This is a genomic window from Mucilaginibacter sp. A5337 (assembly GCF_059690695.1).
This window is the reverse complement of sequence record NZ_JCAWEC010000002.1, coordinates 634,742-655,108: the sequence shown is the minus strand read 5'-3', so window position 1 is coordinate 655,108 and position 20,367 is coordinate 634,742. Positions and strand designations below refer to the sequence as shown.

General features: G+C 41.7%; 16 protein-coding genes. 4 read left to right on the top strand and 12 right to left on the bottom strand.

From position 1 onward, the window contains the following. Positions 1 to 79 precede the first annotated feature (79 nt). From AC59JO_RS07555 to AC59JO_RS07545, 3 genes are all read right to left on the bottom strand, one after another. A complete protein-coding gene (locus AC59JO_RS07555; RefSeq protein ID WP_497304476.1) occupies positions 80 to 2,548 on the bottom strand; it encodes an ABC transporter permease in 2,469 nt (822 codons plus the stop codon). Positions 2,549 to 2,595: 47 nt separating this feature from the next. Then, on the bottom strand, positions 2,596 to 3,531 hold the full coding sequence (locus tag AC59JO_RS07550; RefSeq protein WP_497304474.1) for a hypothetical protein: 936 nt from the start codon (positions 3,529 to 3,531) through the stop codon (positions 2,596 to 2,598). A gap of 614 nt (positions 3,532 to 4,145) precedes the next feature. After that, positions 4,146 to 7,304, bottom strand: a complete 3,159-nt coding sequence (locus tag AC59JO_RS07545) for an ABC transporter permease (RefSeq protein ID WP_497304472.1) — start codon at positions 7,302 to 7,304, stop codon at positions 4,146 to 4,148. On the opposite strand from AC59JO_RS07545, the gene AC59JO_RS07540 reads away from it, so the two are divergent. After that, positions 7,292 to 7,627 carry a hypothetical protein gene (locus tag AC59JO_RS07540; RefSeq protein WP_413668087.1) on the top strand — a complete coding sequence of 112 codons (336 nt, stop codon included), beginning with the start codon at positions 7,292 to 7,294 and terminating at the stop codon, positions 7,625 to 7,627. The two genes, AC59JO_RS07545 and AC59JO_RS07540, sit on opposite strands and share 13 nt — an antisense overlap. 360 nt (positions 7,628 to 7,987) lie before the next feature. Here the strand turns inward: AC59JO_RS07540 and AC59JO_RS07535 are convergent, their stop codons facing one another. Continuing rightward, positions 7,988 to 8,212, bottom strand: coding sequence for a hypothetical protein (locus AC59JO_RS07535; RefSeq protein ID WP_497304470.1), 225 nt, complete (start codon positions 8,210 to 8,212; stop codon positions 7,988 to 7,990). 181 nt (positions 8,213 to 8,393) lie between these two features. Further along, complete coding sequence (locus AC59JO_RS07530; protein ID WP_497305037.1) at positions 8,394 to 10,391, bottom strand: multicopper oxidase family protein; 1,998 nt, start codon at positions 10,389 to 10,391, stop codon at positions 8,394 to 8,396. Here AC59JO_RS07530 and AC59JO_RS07525 point away from each other — a divergent pair. Beyond that, on the top strand, positions 10,317 to 10,568 hold the full coding sequence (locus AC59JO_RS07525) for a hypothetical protein (RefSeq protein ID WP_497305049.1): 252 nt from the start codon (positions 10,317 to 10,319) through the stop codon (positions 10,566 to 10,568). The genes AC59JO_RS07530 and AC59JO_RS07525 overlap by 75 nt on opposite strands. Before the next feature lie 66 nt (positions 10,569 to 10,634). Here the strand turns inward: AC59JO_RS07525 and AC59JO_RS07520 are convergent, their stop codons facing one another. The 4 genes from AC59JO_RS07520 to AC59JO_RS07505 all read right to left on the bottom strand — a co-directional run bounded on the left by AC59JO_RS07520 (position 10,635) and on the right by AC59JO_RS07505 (position 13,984). Then, positions 10,635 to 11,117, bottom strand: a complete 483-nt coding sequence (locus AC59JO_RS07520; RefSeq protein ID WP_497304468.1) for a DUF3347 domain-containing protein — start codon at positions 11,115 to 11,117, stop codon at positions 10,635 to 10,637. Positions 11,118 to 11,253: 136 nt separating this feature from the next. Next, a complete protein-coding gene (locus tag AC59JO_RS07515; protein ID WP_413668082.1) occupies positions 11,254 to 11,655 on the bottom strand; it encodes an HYC_CC_PP family protein in 402 nt (133 codons plus the stop codon). A 400-nt stretch (positions 11,656 to 12,055) separates the two neighbouring features. Further along, complete coding sequence (gene adhP, locus AC59JO_RS07510; protein ID WP_413668081.1) at positions 12,056 to 13,093, bottom strand: alcohol dehydrogenase AdhP; 1,038 nt, start codon at positions 13,091 to 13,093, stop codon at positions 12,056 to 12,058. A gap of 33 nt (positions 13,094 to 13,126) precedes the next feature. Continuing rightward, the gene (locus AC59JO_RS07505; protein WP_497304465.1) at positions 13,127 to 13,984 is read right to left on the bottom strand and encodes a universal stress protein; all 858 of its coding nucleotides are present in this window, start codon (positions 13,982 to 13,984) and stop codon (positions 13,127 to 13,129) included. A gap of 365 nt (positions 13,985 to 14,349) precedes the next feature. On the opposite strand from AC59JO_RS07505, the gene AC59JO_RS07500 reads away from it, so the two are divergent. Continuing rightward, a complete protein-coding gene (locus AC59JO_RS07500) occupies positions 14,350 to 14,724 on the top strand; it encodes a hypothetical protein (protein ID WP_497304464.1) in 375 nt (124 codons plus the stop codon). A gap of 210 nt (positions 14,725 to 14,934) precedes the next feature. Here the strand turns inward: AC59JO_RS07500 and AC59JO_RS07495 are convergent, their stop codons facing one another. From AC59JO_RS07495 to AC59JO_RS07485, 3 genes are all read right to left on the bottom strand, one after another. Beyond that, positions 14,935 to 16,134, bottom strand: a complete 1,200-nt coding sequence (locus tag AC59JO_RS07495) for a Gfo/Idh/MocA family protein (RefSeq protein ID WP_497304462.1) — start codon at positions 16,132 to 16,134, stop codon at positions 14,935 to 14,937. Continuing rightward, a complete protein-coding gene (locus AC59JO_RS07490) occupies positions 16,127 to 17,170 on the bottom strand; it encodes an FAD:protein FMN transferase (RefSeq protein ID WP_497304460.1) in 1,044 nt (347 codons plus the stop codon). The genes AC59JO_RS07495 and AC59JO_RS07490 overlap by 8 nt, the downstream gene beginning before the upstream one ends. A gap of 152 nt (positions 17,171 to 17,322) precedes the next feature. Beyond that, positions 17,323 to 18,882, bottom strand: a complete 1,560-nt coding sequence (locus AC59JO_RS07485; protein ID WP_497304458.1) for a beta-N-acetylhexosaminidase — start codon at positions 18,880 to 18,882, stop codon at positions 17,323 to 17,325. A gap of 297 nt (positions 18,883 to 19,179) precedes the next feature. Between AC59JO_RS07485 and nagA the strand changes: the two genes are divergently transcribed. After that, positions 19,180 to 20,364 carry an N-acetylglucosamine-6-phosphate deacetylase gene (nagA, locus tag AC59JO_RS07480; protein WP_497304456.1) on the top strand — a complete coding sequence of 395 codons (1,185 nt, stop codon included), beginning with the start codon at positions 19,180 to 19,182 and terminating at the stop codon, positions 20,362 to 20,364. Positions 20,365 to 20,367: the final 3 nt, after the last annotated feature.

The window sequence follows — 20,367 nt, the reverse complement described above, 5'->3', positions numbered from 1 at the left end:
TTTATGATCTACACAGTTTCATTTGTAAATATGTGAATGAACAATTTATATGTATTTAGAGAAACTAATATCACAAACCTTATTCAGATCTTAAATTAATTGAAGGAGTAACCATGGCCGCACGTAAAGTTTGATAACCTGATACTACTAATCCGATAATCAAAACGCATCCACCACTAATGGCAAATATCCACCAACTAATTGCTGTGCGATCATTAAAGCTCTGTATCCACTTATTCATTGCCATCCACGCAAAAGGAGCAGCTATAAAAAAAGCGATTAATATGAGCATTAATTGTTGCTTAGAGAGCATCACCATTAACTGGATGGTTGTAGCTCCCATTACTTTCCTAATGCTAATTTCCTTTCTCCGCTGATTTGTTGTGTAAATAGTCAAGCCGAGTAACCCCAAACAACTAATAAAAATTGATAGTCCGGTGGCCCAGTTTAACAATTTAATTATTTTATGTTCGCCTTCATAGAAGTGTGATATACTGTCATCGAAAAACCGATACTCAAAATCATATTCGGGATAAGCTTGTTTCCAAGCGGTCTGGATTCCAACAATAGTCTTATTCCAATCATTTTTTCCTGACTGAGACTTTAAGGCTATATGAAAAATACGATTAGAATATTGGCCTCCCTTCGTTGATATAATCAACGGTTTTATTGGATCATGCAAAGACGATTGATAAAAGTCGGCAATCACTCCTATAACACTACTTCGTCCCCCTTCGATATTTATTTCTTTACCTATTGCATTAGCATAATTTTTAAATCCTAAATCGTGTGCTAATTTTGTGTTTATAAGAATTCCACCTGTTGTATCTGCAATGGTAAGGTTACGGCCGCTCAATATTTTTAGATCATAAATTTTTGTATAATTTTCATCTCCTGATTTGACTATAACGTCAACGTTTGTTTCATGTCCCCCGTTGTTATAGGAGGCTTTCGTGATGTTGTTATTTTCAGAAGCTGGGGCATCTAAGCCCATACTTACCTGACCAATCTGGGGTATTTGTTTCAATTTTTCCCTGAAGAAATATTGCACCTGCATGGATTGGTTTTGCCAAGGCGTTTCAATAATTAAAATCGCATCTTTTTTGTAGCCTAAGTTTTTATTCAATGCATAGTAAATTTGCTTTCCAACAAAAAATGTACACATGACAAAAAATTGCGCTACGATGAATTGGGTAATAGTGAGCCCTTTACGCAAAACGATGCCTCGATTCTGGGCATTATTATGACCAATTTGATTTTTAATGACGCTTGATATGCCATAGCCAGAAAGAATCCTCGCGGGATAATATCCTGCGAGGACAGTTACCGTTAAGGTTAACAATATTAGAAACACAATAAGGTAAGGATCATTATAGTCGATTGTTATTCCTTGAGCAATAAAAACCGAAAAAATATTGAGCAAAATGGGGGTCGTAGCGACAGATATTAGGACCGCTATAATTGTGATAAGAAATGTTTCAAATAGAAATTGAATTGTAAGTTGTTTCTTACTACTACCCAAAACCTTTCGAACTCCTATTTCTTTTGCTCTTTGATTAGCTTGGGCAGTTGTTAAGCTGATAAAATTAATACAACCTAAGGACAACAACATGATTGCAATCAATATCAAACCATAATCAACAGATTTATTTGAGGTAGGTCTTCCGTAAAATGTGCCATATCGGGAATCAAAGTGCAATTCATTAAAAGGCTCCAAATGGAATTGATAGGAGCTATTTTTAAATTGCTGATCTTTCGCAACATGATCAATGAGCAGAGAATTTAATGATTTTTCAATTGAGTATGGATTTGCTGAAGCTGCGATTTTAACGAAATATTGGTCCCAAGGCAAATTAGTATTTGGATACCAGTCAGCAAATTTGTGTTTCAGGTTAACATTTGACTTTAAAGTGTTGTAAGAGATAAAATCGTGGAAAGTAAGATCTGTGTTTCCGGCTGGTAATTCCACGATTCCGGTAACAACGGCCGTTTGTTTATCGTAATGACGATCATAGACAATTGTTTTTCCGATTACATCTACAGGTGACAAATTGGGGAAATACAATTTTGCTCTTGTAACAGTTAGTACTACCTGGTTGATACCGGTTAAAGCATTTACTACATTTCCGGCAATCCAGCGATATTCGAACAAATTGAAGTAGCGCTCATCTGCAAATAGGATATCATCCTGCTCTTTATAACGCTTTACGCCACCAATACTGTCATCTACAATTACATCCAAATGTGCTATAGTTTCAAAAGGAGCAGCTTTTTCTATACCATTAAGCGTTTTAGCCGCTGCATCCGGCAATGCACCTGGAGCAGCACTGGTATAAGCCAAGTTTCCGTTCACAACGTAACTCGTAACGACCCGATATATTCTATCTCCTTCTGAGTGAAATTTATCAAATGTGAAATCATGATAGACTATGGAGAATATTGCAAGCCCGGCACTGATGCCAATGGATAAACCGATTACGTTAATTAATGTAAATAATTTGTGATTAACGAAATTCCTAATTGCAGATTTAAAGAAGGCTCGAAACATAAAGTTAGGTTTACTAAGTAATAATTTGAATTAACAATATTCGTATATTAAATGCTGCTTTTTCCCAGTACATGAAGATTAATCTCACTTGCGTGAGGTATGCCAAGCGTTTGGCCAGCTTTTGCTTTTATGTAATATTTCAAGTAACTCTTCATTATAGCAGTCGAAAAATACACATAGCGTTCTCTAAAAATTTCATCAGAGAATGGAATTAAGGGTTTATTGTAATGTAATTCTCCGTTAGTGTCTACAAATACACTGAACGAATAATAGAAATTAGTATACGCTTTATTGATGACTATATCAAATGTGGGGTTCATATAGCTTTCGGAAGTATCGAAATTATCAAAAAAGTCGCTTTCCACTGTCCACTTTTTTATTTTTACTAAAGGGCTTTTACTTGTTAGAATGACCGGCTGACGGGCAGCAAACGATTTATGATAATCACGATTTGATCTTTCTGCAAGGGATTTGATATATAAAGAATCTTTTCTACTTGCTCTTTTCAAAATACCAGTGTCGCTTCTTAAAATATTTTTAATAAACGAATCCGCATAAAAAGTCATGTAAACCTTTGCTCCACGTGTGTCAATCGTATCCCCATAAGTTTCTAAAATTTCAAACTTAAGGCTATCCTTGTCCATACTCTTTACTTTTAACCATGTTCGCGCGGTATTGAAAATTGAGTCGTAACCGCGAGTCAGTGGAAAATTGATAAATTGATGCTTTGTCGGGCTATAAATGCTAACTGAATCATTTGATATAAAATTTATGCGCCACTCTGGTGCTAATTGATAGCCGTATTCATTAAAAGATAGACCATCGGCTTTTCGACGTGAAATTTCAGTGTAATTAATGCCCCTTACTTTTTTAAACGAAATCCTGTCTTTTTCGCCGTTATGTTTGACAATATTGGGTTGTTTACATCCCCAAAAAAGGCAGGCAACGCCGATAGCAACTTGAAGTAACGATGTTTTAAACATTTAGTAGACGATCAAATTATTCAAAATTTAATAATAACTATGCCAATGTCTTAAAATGTTTGTTATCAGAAATATACATAACAGATACAATTTCGACATGTACGATATTGAACAGGTTATGAACGAAAATGATATATTGTTGTCAATTATTAAAATTAAGTATGGGTATTATAAACAAGCAATGAAACAATTAGTACAGAAATGGTCAGTGGAGAAAGGCCGTCACTTAGGCTTAAGTAGAATTACTAAAGTCGGATTAAAGGTCATTTAGAATGAGCGGTTGGAAACTTTGAACACTAATATATTCGAAAAAGATGATAGCAATTAAAAGCTATGTTTCCAATAGATAACGAATGAGCACCAAATCATTGTAATAATTATTGCTTCTTGGATTTTACAATCGTTTTTTAATCATAAGTCTAAATCAGCAATTACCCCCAAATCAAACAGAAAATAGTTCGAGATTTGTACAATAGGGGTCACTTTTTTAGGCAAGTTGTCAATATTATCAGCAACTTTTTTATGATCCAACATTACTATATTACCCGACTAACATTGCCGGCTCCTAATATCATTTCAACGCCAACGCTGCCGCTAAATAAATATTGGGATTCTCACTCCGTCCGCAAACTCTTCACCGGCTTACCGATGGCTGCTTTAATCGCCTGGAAACAAACGGTAAGCAATGCTACAAAAATGATTGCCATGCAACCTATACCAAAAAACCACCATTCAATAGTTATCCTGTATGCATAGGCCTGTAGCCATTTGCTCATTAACCACCATGTTATTGGAGTTGAAATGAATAAAGCTAATACAACAAGCCTAAAAAAATCTTTCGAAATCAGGCTGATGATAGTTGAAACAGATGCCCCCAGCACTTTGCGGATACCGATCTCTTTGGTGCGATTGGCAACTGTAAGCGCTGAAAGTCCCAGTAACCCCAGGCATCCCAACAAGATGGCGATTCCACTAACCCAGCTAATAATATTTCCCAACCTGGTTTCTGCTTTATAGAAGCGGTCGATATCTTCGTCGAGAAAATTATATTCTAAGGGGTAATCGGGTGCAATTTTTTTCCATGCGGATTGTACCACATTCAAAGTTTTTGACTGATCACCCGGTTGGAGGCGCACATAAAGAAAATTGGGGCTTTCCCCGCTTCTTTTAAACTGATGAAACAACGCGGGTGCTACACGATCTGTAAGAGGCTCATAGTTAAAATCACGAACAACGCCTATCACCGTCGGATTTTTAAAGCTCAGCTCACCATAGCCTTCCAATCGGCGGCCGGTACAGTTTTCGCGCTTCCATCCCAATTCATTCATCATGGATTCATTAATAATGACAGCGTTTACGGTATCTGAAGCTATTGTCGGGTTAAAATTTCGTCCCACAAGCAGTTGCATTCCCAGGGTGGGTATATAATCGGGGTCGATATGAAATTGTTTTGTATTGACAGACTTGCCCTGGTAACTAAAGTCTGTGAAACTCGTCCCTTCATGGTCACCGAGGCCATTATCGGCGCCGGTCAAGCTCGAAACGCCGGGATATCCGGACATTTCCTGTTTAAAGAGAGGCAGTAAGTGTTTCGTATTTGGAACGCCTAACGTCTGCAAAACAAGCACATTCTGTTTATTAAAACCTGGGTTTCTTAATTCCATGTAGCGTAATTGCTGCGTGATGATTATGGCAGAAACAATAAGCGTGGCGGAAAGTACAAACTGAAAAGTGACCAATGCCTTTGTGAAAAAATTGGCTCCGCCAAACTTGATTTTAGCCTTCAACACATCCACTGTATTAAAACCTGACAATATTATAGCAGGGTAGCATCCGGAAAGCAGACCAACAATTAGTACTAAGCCGGCAATGAGACCCGTTATCTGTGGGAATTGCACAAAAGAGAAACTCAGCTCCCTGCCCGACAATTGATTGAAGTAAGGTAAAAGCAGGTATGCAAGTGCCAGGCCTATCAGCGTCGAAAAAAAAGCGAGCATTAATGATTCTGTTAAAAACTGAACTACTAAAGCCTTTTTGGTGCCGCCAATAACTTTGCGGACGCCTACCTCTTTTGCGCGGTTTGCTGAACGGCCTATGGAAAGCGTTGTAAAATTAATACAGGCGATTAATAATACACCGGCAGCGATACTTAGTAATATCCAAATCGATTTTGGATCGACAGGCGGGATCTTAATACCTACCAACGCCGGGCTTGTGTGCACATCCTTGATTGGCATCAGGTTATACCCGCCCGATCCTGCATCTGGAAAATGCCTGTGCCAGAAATTGGCCAACAACTTATTGTTATTTGCCAGTGTGCTTCCGGGCTTTAGCTGAACCACGGTGACAAAAATGTTCATCCACCAGTCATGTGCACCCATCTTCCCTGACTTTGTGTTACCAAAACAATCAAAGTTGACAAGCATGCTGTATTGAAAGGAAGAATTAGATGGCGGATTTTCAGCTATAGCCGTAACCGTAAAAGTTTCAAACACATCGCCAATCTTTACCTGGAATGATTGACCAATGGCATTTGTTTTACCAAATAACCTATTAGCGGTTTCTTCGGTTAAAACCATACTGTGCAAACCACTGATAGCCGATTTGGCATTCCCGTATTTAAATTTAAACGAAAAAACATTGAAGAACGAGGAATCGGCGTAGGCTATGTTCTCCCGTCTCGCCTCATTTTTTACTTTTATAAATGTTTCATAGGGCTGAATATAACGGACATAGTTCGCCACTCCCGGCAGCTCCTGTTTCATAGCAGGGCCCAGAGGCATTGGGGTGTAAATTGTTCCTGCAAGTGCCTTTATATTTTCCTTCCCATTTTTATCCAAAACAAGGTAGGTATTAGCAGCATTTTTATGGAAACCATCAAAACTAAATTCATTGATGGCATAAAGCATAAATAGACTGAAACAGGCTATTCCAACAGATAAGCCAAATATGTTAATGAACGACAACGTTTTTTGTTTAGCCAATGTGCGAAGGGCTATTTTCAAATAGTTTCTAAACATATAATTGCGGTTTAATATTACAGGGGCCCTATTTGGCGGGCTTCCTGAACGCAATATTACCGCCTGCAAGTGTGATGGAATGGCCAACTTATCATTTGGCAACTCTTTCTTCAGGCCGTTCTTGTATTCTGCCGGGGTTTTGCCGGTCATCTCTTTGAAAACGCGGTTGAAAGTTCGTTGAGAATTAAACCCCGACTCGTAGGCTATTCCCAGTAACGTGAGATGGGCGTGTGCCGGGTCCCGCATCTTCCGGGCAGTTTCACGAACCCTGAACTCATTAATAAAGTCGTTAAAGTTTTTTCCCATTCCAACATTAATAATTCGTGATAAATCGTGCGGATGGATATTCAGCTTTACTGCCAGGGTGGTCAACGTCAATTCGGCATCCTCGTAAAAACGGTTTAAGGCTACAGCTTCCTTTAGTCCGCGGCTTTTTTCCTTTGCAGTATATCTATCTGTTAGCGGCATGGTCATTTCTGTGCCTTTATCCCATTTTAGCATCACTTCGGCGGCTACGCCAATAAGTACAAAAGCAACGATAAAACTCGAAGCGTCGTTAAACAGCCATAACACGCAAAGAAAGCCGAGCAGGTGAATGGCCTTTTCCAATCGGCGGAAGGCAAAGCGCGACCTATCCATTAGCACTGGCTGCAAGTGGCTATAAAAATGCTGGATTAACTGGTGCGACAGGTATAAATAAATAACAACAGATATTAGCACCAGCCAGCCGGGCATCCAATATGCAACCAACAAAGGGCAAAAATGAAGGAGATCATTTCGGCGAAATTTTAGTTTTGGAGACGTTAGCTGCCGTACATAAAGATAGAGCAACGGTCCCAGCGCCGGTAAAAAAAACGGCGAAAGCCCGCCAGTCTTCATTACAATTACAGTTAAAGCGGCACTTAGAAACAGATTGGCTCTTTGGTCTTGCCTTTTTGCGAAAGTCAAAAGCAATGCAAGCGTCAATCCCGAAAACAGGGTTGCCATGGCAGTCACGTGGGAAAAGTCAGTATGGAGTATATCAGGGTTCAAGTTATTTAATAAGTTCAGGCACTGTTCCAAATTTACAATATTGATCTATACAAATGACGTACATCATCACTCCGATGTATTATATCTTTAAGTTAAGCATTCCAAGTCGTTTCATATATCCAAATCCGCCATTAGACTTAAATCAGATAGAAAATAGTTCGAAATTTGTAAGGTACGGGACCTTCAATTGTTTGCCTTTAGTAGTTTTTGGGGCCTCTATTAATTCAAAACAGCGTTTCTTCGGTTCGTCAGGGTCCTTTTCCTTCAGGTTGTCTGTTTTGACATCCATGATATGCTCACCATGTACACATCAGAAGGCATCAGTTGAACCAGCTGTTCGAGCTCGCGGGAAGTGCCTGCCATCAATTTCATTTCGATCCAATGGCCCAGCAGCACGATGAGGGTCAGCGTGCCCGGCTCCAAACAAAGAAATCCATCCCCTTTAACCCAAAAGCGGCGGCGGCACTGTATCCCTTGGTAGCCGTTATGACAAAACAGATCAGCGTCATCATACCCGGATTTTTGCCTCTTATTTCCGAAAGCCAGTAGCCGCCATAAGCGATATAATACCGGAGAGCGCAAAAAGGACATACTGGCTTCCCGGAAAACCCATCTGTAAATGCAGCCATTGCCGGATCATTTGGGGTAAAAGCGATATGGGCACCGTTAGTACCAATACTACATAAAAACGTTTCCGAAAATCGGCGATCATGCTACTATGATGATGACCTGCGTGCGCCATGTGCTGGTGAGCCATAGTATTTTCTTCGTAGTGATGTTCATGCGGATGTTCCATATTGCTCATTTATTTTAATAGGTCAGGGTTAAGCCTGCGCCCAGTCCCATATCGCTGTCATAATGACTGGAAACAGAAAAGCTTTTATTTACGATATACCGTAGTCCCGTGCTGTATTCTTTATCGGTATTGCCCACGATAGAGAACCTCAGCCTGCTGGTTAAGGCAATATCCTCGCGCCCCAGCTGAAACCTTAACTTTCCATTGCCATCGATACGCGCGTCAGCGACAAACAGCATGGGCAGCGTATAAGCCAAACCGACGACTACCGTATGGCGGTTGTTTTTGTTACTGATTTGTCCGAACAGGTTTTTCTCCGGTTCATTAGTCTTTTTGTAATGATAGTCGAAGCCGGTATAGGCATACAACCATTGCATCCGGCCAAAGTAACGCCCTAACATGGTTTCGCTTTCGTAGCCCTTTGTGGCATTAATACCCAGGTGCCACATCGTGGAGAATTTCCAGCGGGTGTTGGCCAAAGCGGCATTGCCGTCACTGCCGTTCGTCTCTAAACCGGCCTTAACGGAGGCGTAAAACCGGCGGTCGTCAGCCGCGACTTTTTTAAATCCGGCTACAGGATCGGGCACTTCGGGATTTGCGGGCGAATTTTCGTAACTGAAGATACGCCCCATGCCGCTCATCATGTGGTACAGGATATGACAGTGAAAGAACCAGTCGCCGCTTTCGGTCGCACGGAACTCGATGGTATCACGCTCCATCGGCATGATGTCCAGCGTATTTTTGAGCGGCGAATATTCTCCTTGCCCGTTCAATACCCTAAAGTAGTGGCCGTGCAGGTGCATCGGGTGGCGCATCATGGTATTGTTGTATAAAATGATGCGCACATTTTCGCCTTGCTTGATCAATATTTTATCGGATTCGGAAACGGTTTTATTATTGATCGACCATACATAGCGGTTCATGTTGCCCGTCAGCTCAAAGTTGAGCACTTTGGTAGGGCCTTCGGGCAGCGTAGTGGTATGAACTGCCCTTAGCATCCCGTAGTTCAGCGTCACCGGCGGTTCGCCTTCACCGATCTCCGGATACATGACGGTGTTCATATCCATCACCTGGTTGGTCATTTTCATGCCTTCCATTTCTTTCATATTGCCGTGCATGTCCATCATGCTGTTCATCATGTTCATGCCGTCGAAGTATTTCAGTTTCGGCAATTTCTGAGCCGGATGCTTTGGCCCGCTACCCAACCACAATGAGGTATTTTTAGTACGATCTTCGGGAGTAGCCAGAAACTCATAGCTGCCGTCTTGGGGTATGGTGACCATAACATCGTAGGTTTCCGCGACTCCCACAATCATACGGTCAACCTCCACCGGCTGAACATCTTCGCCATCATTGGCTACGACTTTCAGTTTGCCACCAGCCCAGCCCAGCCAGAAATAAGTGGACGAACTGCCGTTGATCACCCGCAATCTCACCTGATCACCCGCCTTGAATTGCCGGGCGGTATTTTCAGCTTTGCCATTACTAAAAAAGCGGTCATAATACACATCGCTCACATCCATAGCCGTCATTCTTTTCCACTCGTTGGTGAGTTTTGTACTTAAATGTCCGGTTTGGATGGCCTGCAGATAATTCTGTGTACTGCCTTTGCGGATCGCGTACCAATCAGAAGCGTTATGCAACCTGCGCTGTACTTGCTCCGGGTTCTCATCGGTCCAGTCACTGAGCAGCAAAGTATATTCCTTCGTCAGTGAAGGCTGCTTTTCATGGATGATGAACGCGCCATACAAACCGCTTTGTTCCTGGGTCATGGTATGCGAATGATACCAGTAGGTGCCGTGTTGCACTAATGGGAACTTAAATAAATGCGTCTGTCCGGCTTGGATCGGCGTTGTGGTCAGATAGGAAACGCCGTCATAGCGATTAGGAAGGATTAGCCCGTGCCAGTGGATGGAGGTTTCCATCATCATTTCGTTGTGCACATAGATCTCGGCGGTATCGCCTTCAGTAAATTCAAGCGCGGGTGCAGGAATGCTGCCGTTAATGGCCATCGCCGGCCGCGCTTTGCCGGTATAATTGACTGTGGTATCATTAATATAAAGGTGATAGATCTCCCGCTTCCCAATCCTGGTGTAAAGCGGGAGATGTTTGCCTTTGTTCATGTTGCGTCCCATGCCCATCATGGCATGTTGGGCAAAGGTGCTTTGCAACAGGAGCAAAAGGAATAAGAATAAAATTAACTTCTTCATCGTAGTATAAAAAAAGGCCGTAGCTTGCACCCCGGCCCTCTGAAATTATTTTGCTGCGGGCAATGTTTCTTTCATTTCGCCGCAGGTTAACATTTGATTACCATAGTAAGGGTTTTTGATGGCCAGAGATTCGCTGAGCCAGTACGATTTTTTCATCGGACAGTAGTCGCGGTAAACCGGTGCGCTGTTAAACTTACCGTTTTTGACCAGCGTATACAGGTTTTCCGACAAGCTGGCAAAATGTTCCCGCTGGTGGGCAATATTATCGCTCTCGCCGATGTGCCGGGCATCAAACAGTAATTTGTCTTTTTGCGCCTCGGTCATCTGATCGGCTGGAACAGCATTTACCGCACTTTGAAATTCTTTGGCCCTGGTATTGGTCGTGGCCGCATCACCACTGATCAGCGCATTTTTTACGCCGTAATAAGCGGTCAATACCGCGTTTTTCGAGACATTGGTTTGTGCTTTTACTTGAATGGTTGAAAGCAGCGCGATAAAAGCGCATACAAAAATTTGAAGCTTTTTCATGTTTTGAAATAGTACAATAAGTGAATATCAATTGTCTGCCAGGCAGACAATTATTGATTAAAGAAGTTTTGTTGCAGGTTAGGTAACTATATAAGTCACATCTTTCTTCAGAACGAAGAAATCAAAAAAAGGAAAATCAGATACGAAAATTGCGGTTGCGGAGAAAAACGGGAATTGCCGCTACAGGTGGCGGTGCCTTGTTCACGGGATACTCAACGGTAACCGAAGGCAAATGATAGCCGACCCAAGCACAAGACGGAAATGCCGGAAGAATCACGGCACTTGTTCCTAAAGTGACCTGGGTGTAAGTAACCGCGCCGCTTTTCTCGGATTTCAACTGCTGGTGTTTATCCGTACAGCATTTTTTTGTCGCCTTTTCCTTCAGCGGCATACCACAGGTATGGCATTTTTCATTATGACTGTGCCATAAAGAAACCTTGATCAGCTTGCCCATGCAGTATTGGTAATGCAGGGTTGCCCCGGAAGAAACTCCGAGATACAACAGGGCTAAAAAGGTTACAAACAGCTTTTTGATCACGATACAAATATTAGGAATAAAACGAACAAATGTTTACATAATTATCAATACTTTTTATATTTAATTAATATTTAAAACACAGCTGATGGCGCAAATCTAAGATTAACCTGCGATATGATTGTGATGCCTGTTACTTTTTACGTGCAACTGATCAATGATTTATTTCGCAGGCGTCTGTTTATTTGCTAAAAGCGCTCATCCTATTCCTGACAACAGACGCTATCCTCTTAGTGTTTGCGCAAACGGAGCCGAAAAGGGTTCCGGCAACGAAGATTCATATCAATAAAAAACGCAAGATCCACAATCATAGAGGCCACCTGCTATGGCCCGCTATGGAACAATAAAATCGATACTGCCATAAAGACCATAGCGTCACTTTTGAGTTAGTTAAGCATTCAACTTACCCCGGGTTGGCTATATCCAGCACCGTTCTGCCCTCTATTTCACCTGCTTTCATCCTGTCAAATACCTGGTTAATATCATCCAGATTGGCGGTATGAACAGTGGCTTTCACTTTACCGTCGAGTGCAAATTCAATGGCTTCCTGCATATCTTTCCTGGTGCCTACGATAGAACCACGAATAGTGTACCGGTTTAAAACAGATTCAAAAATCGGCAGCTCGAAATCGCCTTTGGGGAGCCCGTTTAACGCTATGGTACCTTTTTTCCTTAACACCGAGATCCCCTGCTTAATGGCAACTGGTGAAACTGCTGTTACTAACACGCCATGCATCCCCCCTGTATTTTTTTTCAGGAATTCTCCCGGATCCTGATTGAGGGCATTTACCGTTAAATCGGCACCCAAATCTTTTGCTAATTGCAGTTTATCGTCTGCTATATCAATGGCAGCCACATGCATGCCCATAGCCCTGGCATATTGAACAGCGAGGTGCCCTAACCCGCCAATGCCCGATATGGCAATCCATTCGCCGGGTTTAGCTTCTGTTTCTTTTATGCCTTTATAAACTGTAACGCCAGCACAAATAATAGGTGCCATCTCAATGAAGTTTGCATTAGCGGGAAAATGGGCTACATAACGCGAGTCCGCAATTAAATATTCCGCAAAGCCCCCATCTACGCTGTACCCTCCGTTCTGTTGAGAATCGCAAAGCGTTTCCCAGCCAGTTATACAAAATTCGCAGCATCCGCAGGCGCTGTACAGCCATGGCACTCCCACAATATCACCTTCCTTAACATTTTTCACACCGTTACCAAGTGCAGCTACATAGCCAATGGCCTCATGCCCGGGGATCAGAGGCATTTTGGGCTTTACGGGCCAGTCTCCCTCACAGGCGTGCAAATCGGTGTGGCATACGCCGCAAGCCATAACTTTTACCAATATTTGGTTTTCGCCCGGTTCTTTCACGGGCATTTCCTCAATTTGAAGCGGTTGACCAAATTGATGGACCACCGCGGCTTTCATTGTTTTAGGCAGCATCTCTTTACTTTTTATTGATTGACGGTGAACGGCTTACTTTTTAGAAGGAAATACCAACAGCGGAATATTGAGGCGACCGGCCATTTTTTCGCTATGACTGCTTTTCAATAAGCGGTAAATTAAACTATGCGGCCGATGCACCATTACCAGCATATCAACCTGCCCGTGTTCGCAAAGCCAGCTTAAACCAGCTTCAACATGGCTGTTTTGTACACTGCGATAATAGATATTCGGATAATTGGCTTTATTCGAAACCTCAGTCATAAAGTCACTAATATTTTTTCTTAATTCCTCCGGCAGTGTTTCGCCATTATATATATGTGTCAGCAAAATTTCAGCACCTAATATTCTGGCAAAAGGTATTAAGTGAAATAAACTTTCAAGATCATTTTTGGGGTCGGTAAAATCTGTAGCGAACGCTATTTTTTTAAGTGGCACAAAACGGGTTTCCGGCGAGATGAGCATTAAAGGTTTGGTAGTAGCTTCGATCATGTTCTTACAATGATTGCCTAATAAAAAACTGTTCATACCCTCACCATGCGTTCCTATCACCACAAGGTCAATGAGGTTATTTTCGGCATAGCTTTCTACTACATCGGCTACGGTTCCGGATTCGTTTTTGAGTGCAATTGCCGGTTTAAACCCGTCTGGCCGGGCGTTTTTTTCCAGGTCTGATTTAAGGTTTTCGAGTTCGCAGGTACTTCCAAACAGTAATAAATCATGATCGTCCATAGGCCATACCAACACACCTGATTGCGGTGTTTCTGCAGGAACAATTACCGCGTTACAGAGTACCATATCAGCTTTAATCTGTTTGGCCAAATCATAACCATATTCAGCAGCATGCCTTGCATTAGCTGAAAAATCGGTAGCAACAAGCAGTGTTTTCATGTTTTGAGTGTGATTGTTTTACATCACAAAATTGCCTGTTTTTGCAGGTGGAGATAATGACTTCCGTCACCATTCCGCGTGATTCAAAACCCAAAACAAACTGGAGTAAACACATCCAACTTAGTACGCTCTGCAAGTTCGACATGACACGTTTAGCCGGATTGGATACCAATGGATGAGGTTGACAGGCTTAACATAAACTAGAAAGCAAGATTATAAATAATTAAAAATCAAATAAATAAACAATAACAAGATTAACATTGAATCCTTTGTTCAAGAAAGATTTATAAACTTTATGATATCAATCAATTAAAAAAGTGACGATGGTCATTTTTTTTAAACGGGCTGATGGCTACCCTTATAGTATGGAACAAATCAGTGTAAAACAAACCTGTCCCCTTCACCACGAATGGCTGCGCTGGCTTGATTTTTATCATTTTGAGCTGTTTCTTATCCAGGAACAACTGGACGAAGTAGCTGAAGACCGTGCAGACAAGGATATCTTAGAAAGAGCCAAACATTTTAAAGACCGGCTAACTATTTGCAAAAACGATATCGATAGATTGAGAAACCGGGTCCGCGAAAATCTTGCCCGTCTGGCAATCGAAATAGCAGATGAAACCAATATTGAATACACACTTAAGGCGTTCGAAATTTTAAGTCAGGAATGCCTGTCACAACAGCAATCGGTTAATGAATTAAAAAAAGAATTCAATCATTTTAACACTGAATTAGTCTAAAGCCAACTCGCATATAAGTAAAAAACGCAATCAAAAATTGATCAATACCATTTTTAAACTACACATGATTATTCCGTGCACCCTGCCGATGTAACCGGCAAAATGTATCAGTCCGGCTACCATTACCGAATTTGCTGGTGATCCTATCTTGCCCGCATTAGTTTTCAGGCTTCAGTCCGCTAAATGCACCTGAAAGTTCCATAAACCGGATCAAATATTGGAATATTCGCTTTTCCAACTAACTATTTCCTTGTTGTACAAAGCTTTATTAGCCAGATGGACACATATAGCTGTCCGGGCGCCAGTATAGATATTGGAATCTGGTAATTTGCCTGAACGTACTTTTTCATAAAAGTCATTCAGGGCATACCAGGTGCCATCTTTGGTGGGCTCGGGTAAAATTGGCGTGCCGCCTTCTTTATTCCAGGTAATACGGGTAGCACCGGTAACCCCATCAACCACGCCCTTTTCCTTTAGCAATTGCTTTTCGGGATAAAACATGCCCTGATCGGTTAGCAGGGATACAGTTCCTTGTGTCCCTTTAATCTTGAACAAAAAACCATCCCGTGCGTTACCGCATGTTGCACCAAAGTTACCAATCATGCCTTGCTGGGGATATCGCAGCATAACCTGTACATTATCGTAAGTTTCGCGTCCATCCTTAAAAACATCAATGCCTCCTGTAGCCTGAAAATCTGACGGATTGGTATCAAATGCCCAATTAATAAAATCAATCTGATGTGATAATAGCTCGGCCATCAGGCCTCCTGAATATTCTTTGTACATGCGCCAGTTGATTTGTCTTTCCAGCGATGGATCCGGTACCGGCCTACGCCAATTGCCATTACGGTCCCAACGGCAATCAATCTGGGTTATTTCGCCCAGGTAGCCCTTATTGATCATCTCTTTCACCCTGTAATAAAGCGGCGAATAACGATACTGGTGCCCTATCTGTACTGTTTGTTTAGGCTTGCTTTTTGCCAGCTTTACCAGTTCCAGCGCTTGTTCAATATTGTAAGTCATCGTCTTTTCGAGATACAGGTGTTTGCCCGCATTAAGCGCATCCGCAGCTATTGCATAGTGCATATTAAGCGGCACCGCAACCAATACCGCATCAACGGAATTATCACCTAACAGGCGCCGGTAATCAGCGTAGCTTTTATAAGGTTTATCTTTACTTAGTTTTTGTGCTTCGGACAGGCGAAAATCCAAAACATCACAAATGGCAACAATCTTAAATTTATCGGGCGACTGGTTGATTACCTGCATTACGCCTTTGCCCCTGTCCCCGCAACCAATAACACCAATTTTTATTACTTCCGCATCATCGGCTTTAGCAAAATCTATATTACCCAATAATAACCCTCCTGCTATCAGTCCGGTATTTGCAACAAAAGTTCTTCTATTCATTTTGTAGTTTCATATGGCTTTTAAACCCGGCAGTTACGGTATCGGCGACCATTCCATCAGGTTTTTTGTAAATAATGTATGCCCCAATATCTGTTCTATTATTCAAAAAACGAAGTGTTTTTTTTAAACCCATGGCAATAAAGCCATTATCATACCCGTCGGCTGTGATACCGTCTTTTGCCCAAACAGTAACACTGATCATTTCATTTTGGGTTGGGTAACCGGTTTTAGGATCCATGATATGCGAAATTTGCCTACCGCCGGCCTCTAAATGCTTACGGTAATTACCTGATGTGGTTACCGCGCCATTACCCGGTTCAATAATTTTACGTAAGGGGCCGGGGTTTATATCATTCCCGTCAATAGCTTCAATACCTATTTTAAATTGCTCACCACCTGGCTTATGGCCTTTTATGCGCAGTTCGCCGCCTATTTCAGCTAAATAATTATAAACATGGTGCTGTTCACACAAATTACCAAGCAGGTCGGCAGCATAGCCCTGGGCAATGCCGTTCAGGTCTATCTGTACACCCGGGGTTTTCTTGTGCAGAAAATTCCCTTTCAGCCAGATTTTATCACTGCCTACGTCTTTAAGTATACTTTTTACTTCCGCATCATTTGGGAAGATTTTCGGCTTTTTCACGCCGAAACCCCATGCGTCAACCAGGGGCTTTACGGTAATATCAACAACGCCGCCGGTAGCACGGTTTATCTCCAAAGCTTTTTTAACCAGCAGCTTAAAATGGCTATCAATGACTATACCTTTTGCTGACAGGTTAAACCTGCAGATTAACGAGGTAGGCTTATATAAGGATACAGATTGATCCAGTTGCGCCAGTAAGCTATCAGTTTGTTTCTGTGTAATTACGCTGTCGACAGCATAATAGGTAACCTGGTAAGTTGTTCCCTGCGAATAGCCTTCGATGTGAAATTTATTGGGATGGCCCTGCCCAAAAACATGCGTCCCGCCTGTCAAAAAGCATATTATGGCGATAGCAGCAACCCATTTGTTTTTAATATTTAAATATTTTACCATTTACAATAACCTCTTGCCTATTTTCGTCAAACATAGCTTTTCCACCGGTATCTATGGTCATAATGTTTGTAATAGCTTGATGACAACCTGCTTCAAGGTGTGCAGCAATAGGTGATTTTATACTCTAAATGGTTCCTTGCCAGAGGCTATAGTTATTTTATCAGTTTAGCATAAATCTCGCTTAGTTTAGCATTACGAAGCTCTTTTTCATCTGCCAGTTCACCCGCCTTCAGGAAGCCACCGTTTAGCTTGTTAAATTTTTCATCGATCAATACCGATTGACGTTTTAAGGCAATAATAGCCGGGCGATATTTATCTTTTGATGCCACATTAAAATGCGCGCTGTTCATGGCAGCCTCTACCTGCAATACATGGAGATAAAATAACCTGATTTCGGCCATTAACCTGTAATGTTCAAACTCACGCAGATTTTTCTGCGGTTTAAGTTTGTTCAACGTTGAAAGTGCGGTACCTGTACTGTCAATAAGTTCATCAAGCGATAAATTTGTTTTTCCTTTTACTTTACCCATAGCTACCGGGTATGGTGCTGTAAAAAGTGCCTGTTTAAACAGCTCGGCATCCGACTGGTTAAAGCCATAATTTGTTTTGCAATAATTGCGGATAAATGCTGTTACATCAAGCGGCTGATTACTTTTAACGGCTTCGGTGTAGGCCGTGATAAGCAAATTAAAGGCAGATAAAGGATAAACACGGCGTATTGGGTATAGCGCAACCGGATCATCATTTGAATCAAAAACGGTTGAGTATGCGCCTGATGTTGACCATGATGTCATCACTACGCCCTGATAATGCAATGATTTGATTTGCGGTACAAAATTGCGGATGTTCTCGAAATGGTTAAACCATTTTTCGATGTAAAAATTATCGGGTTCGCTACGGATTGACGGCGCTCCCCACACCTCATAGCCGCTGGCCAGTAATTTGCTGCGGTCGCCAAAAAGATTGGGGTTCCAGCCATAATTCCAGTCCACAAAAACGGTTTCCTTAGGCAGCAGATGAATATAGTCAGGATATTTCAGGGCGATATCTGCCCATACCACAGGCTTTTTACCAAGGCTCCTGACAATATCACAGATGAGTTTGATATGGTCAAAATACAGGCGTGAAAGCCCCACTTCAGCGGCCTTTTTCTTGCATTTTTCGCAATGGCCAAGCAAAAAGGTCTCATCGCCTCCAATATGTACGTAAGGCGAATCATGTAGACTGATCATATCTTTAACCAGCTTGGTGAACAATTCGCGGTTTAATTCGGGTTCACTCGGGCATACCTGCGAAAAATTTTGATCATCCTCCCTTAAAGCTGCATATTTATAATGCCTTAATATGTATTCAACATGGCCAAAGGTTTGTTGTAAAGGGATAACATCGATATGCAGCCCATCGCAATATTTTATAAATGCCTTAACCTCATCCCGCTTATAGGCGTACTTATTAGATATTACCGCTTCAGTGCTGTACGGATATGAACCCTCCCATTCCATAATTAACGTATTGATTCCCTGGCTATGAAGTTTCAGTGCCAACTGCTTTAACGCCGGCATAGTCATTACCTGTATCCGCAAATCAACATGAAAAGCCTTTACCTTCAGATTATCCTGCCCAAAGCTTTTGACAGTTATGGCACAACATAAAAAGGCTAATAATAGATAAAGTTTTGCGAGTTTGAGACCGTTAGTGCGAGGATTTTTCATTTTCGTGACTTACGTGTACGCACACGTAAACGAAAGTAATTGGTTCATTTTAATCTTCCAAATATTTGCACCAATAAAATTATGCTGAGGTTTTGTTATGTTTAAAGTTGATTTTATCATGTGCTCAGTTCGTTCTGCCATGTGATTTTAAAATGCTTATAAGTTTGTTTATTGCTAAACTGATCTTTTGGAAAGTTTCCCTTATCGACATCATTTAAAAATATATCTTTTGATATAAAAATTTCGCTAAATTGCATTGTGTACGTACACGCAAAATAACAAGCTAAGGAACAACTAATGTCACGTTTTTTAAAAATAAGTAACGCGCGTATCGTAACGCCCAATGGCATTTACTCAAACGGTACTTTAATAGCCGAAAACGGCAAAATCAAAGCCATTGAAAACGGCCCGATTGAATTTACATGCGATAACGAAATTGATGCCGGTGGCAATCTTTTATGCCCCGGATTTATTGATATTCATGTGCACGGCGGGGGCGGCTTTGATTTTATGGATAATAATGCGGATGCCTATCTGCAGATAGCAGAAATGCATGCCCGCTTCGGCACTACCGCTATGGCCCCTACCAGCCTCAGTTCAAGCTTCTCCGATTTAGAGAAAACTCTGGAGTGCTACAAATCAGCCTCGGGACTTAACGATAAGGGGGCCGAATTTATTGGTTTTCATATAGAGGGCCCTTATGTTTCAATGGCGCAAAAGGGGGCACAAAACCCCCGTTACATTAAAGATCCGGATCCTTCGGAATATAAATCGATCATTGAACGGTTCCCTTTTGTAAAGCGTTGGAGTGCGGCACCTGAATTACCAGGTGCAATGGATTTTGGCAGGTACCTGAAAAGCAAAAACGTATTGCCGGCCATAGCTCATACCGATGCTGTTTTTGAAGATGTGGTTGAAGCTTTCGATAATGGGTTTACCCATGTAACACATTTTTACAGCTGCATGTCAACCGTATTCCGAAAAGATGCTTATCGTTATGCCGGTTCAGTAGAAGCTGCTTACTTTTTGGATAATATGACAGTTGAGATCATTGCTGATGGTGTTCACCTTCCCCCTGCCCTGCTTAAACTGGTTTGTAAACTAAAAGGATATGACAATATTTCGCTGATCACCGATGCTATGCGCGCCGCAGGACTGCCACCGGGCGAAAGCTATCTCGGCACCATTGACGATAATTTTAAAGTTATTGTAGAGGACGATGTAGCTAAATTGCCAGATCGCTCGTCATTCGCCGGAAGTGTGGCTACCTGCGATAAACTGGTTAAAAACATGGTTCAGCTGGCCGATATCCCGTTAATTGAAGCCATAAAAATGATAACGATAAATCCGGCTAAAATAATGGGTGTCGATCAGCAAAAAGGTTCATTATCAATTGGTAAAGATGCTGACCTGGTGTTAATGACCGGCGATTTCCGTGTACTGCAAACCATTGTTAAAGGACAAACTATTTACAAAGCTTAACTG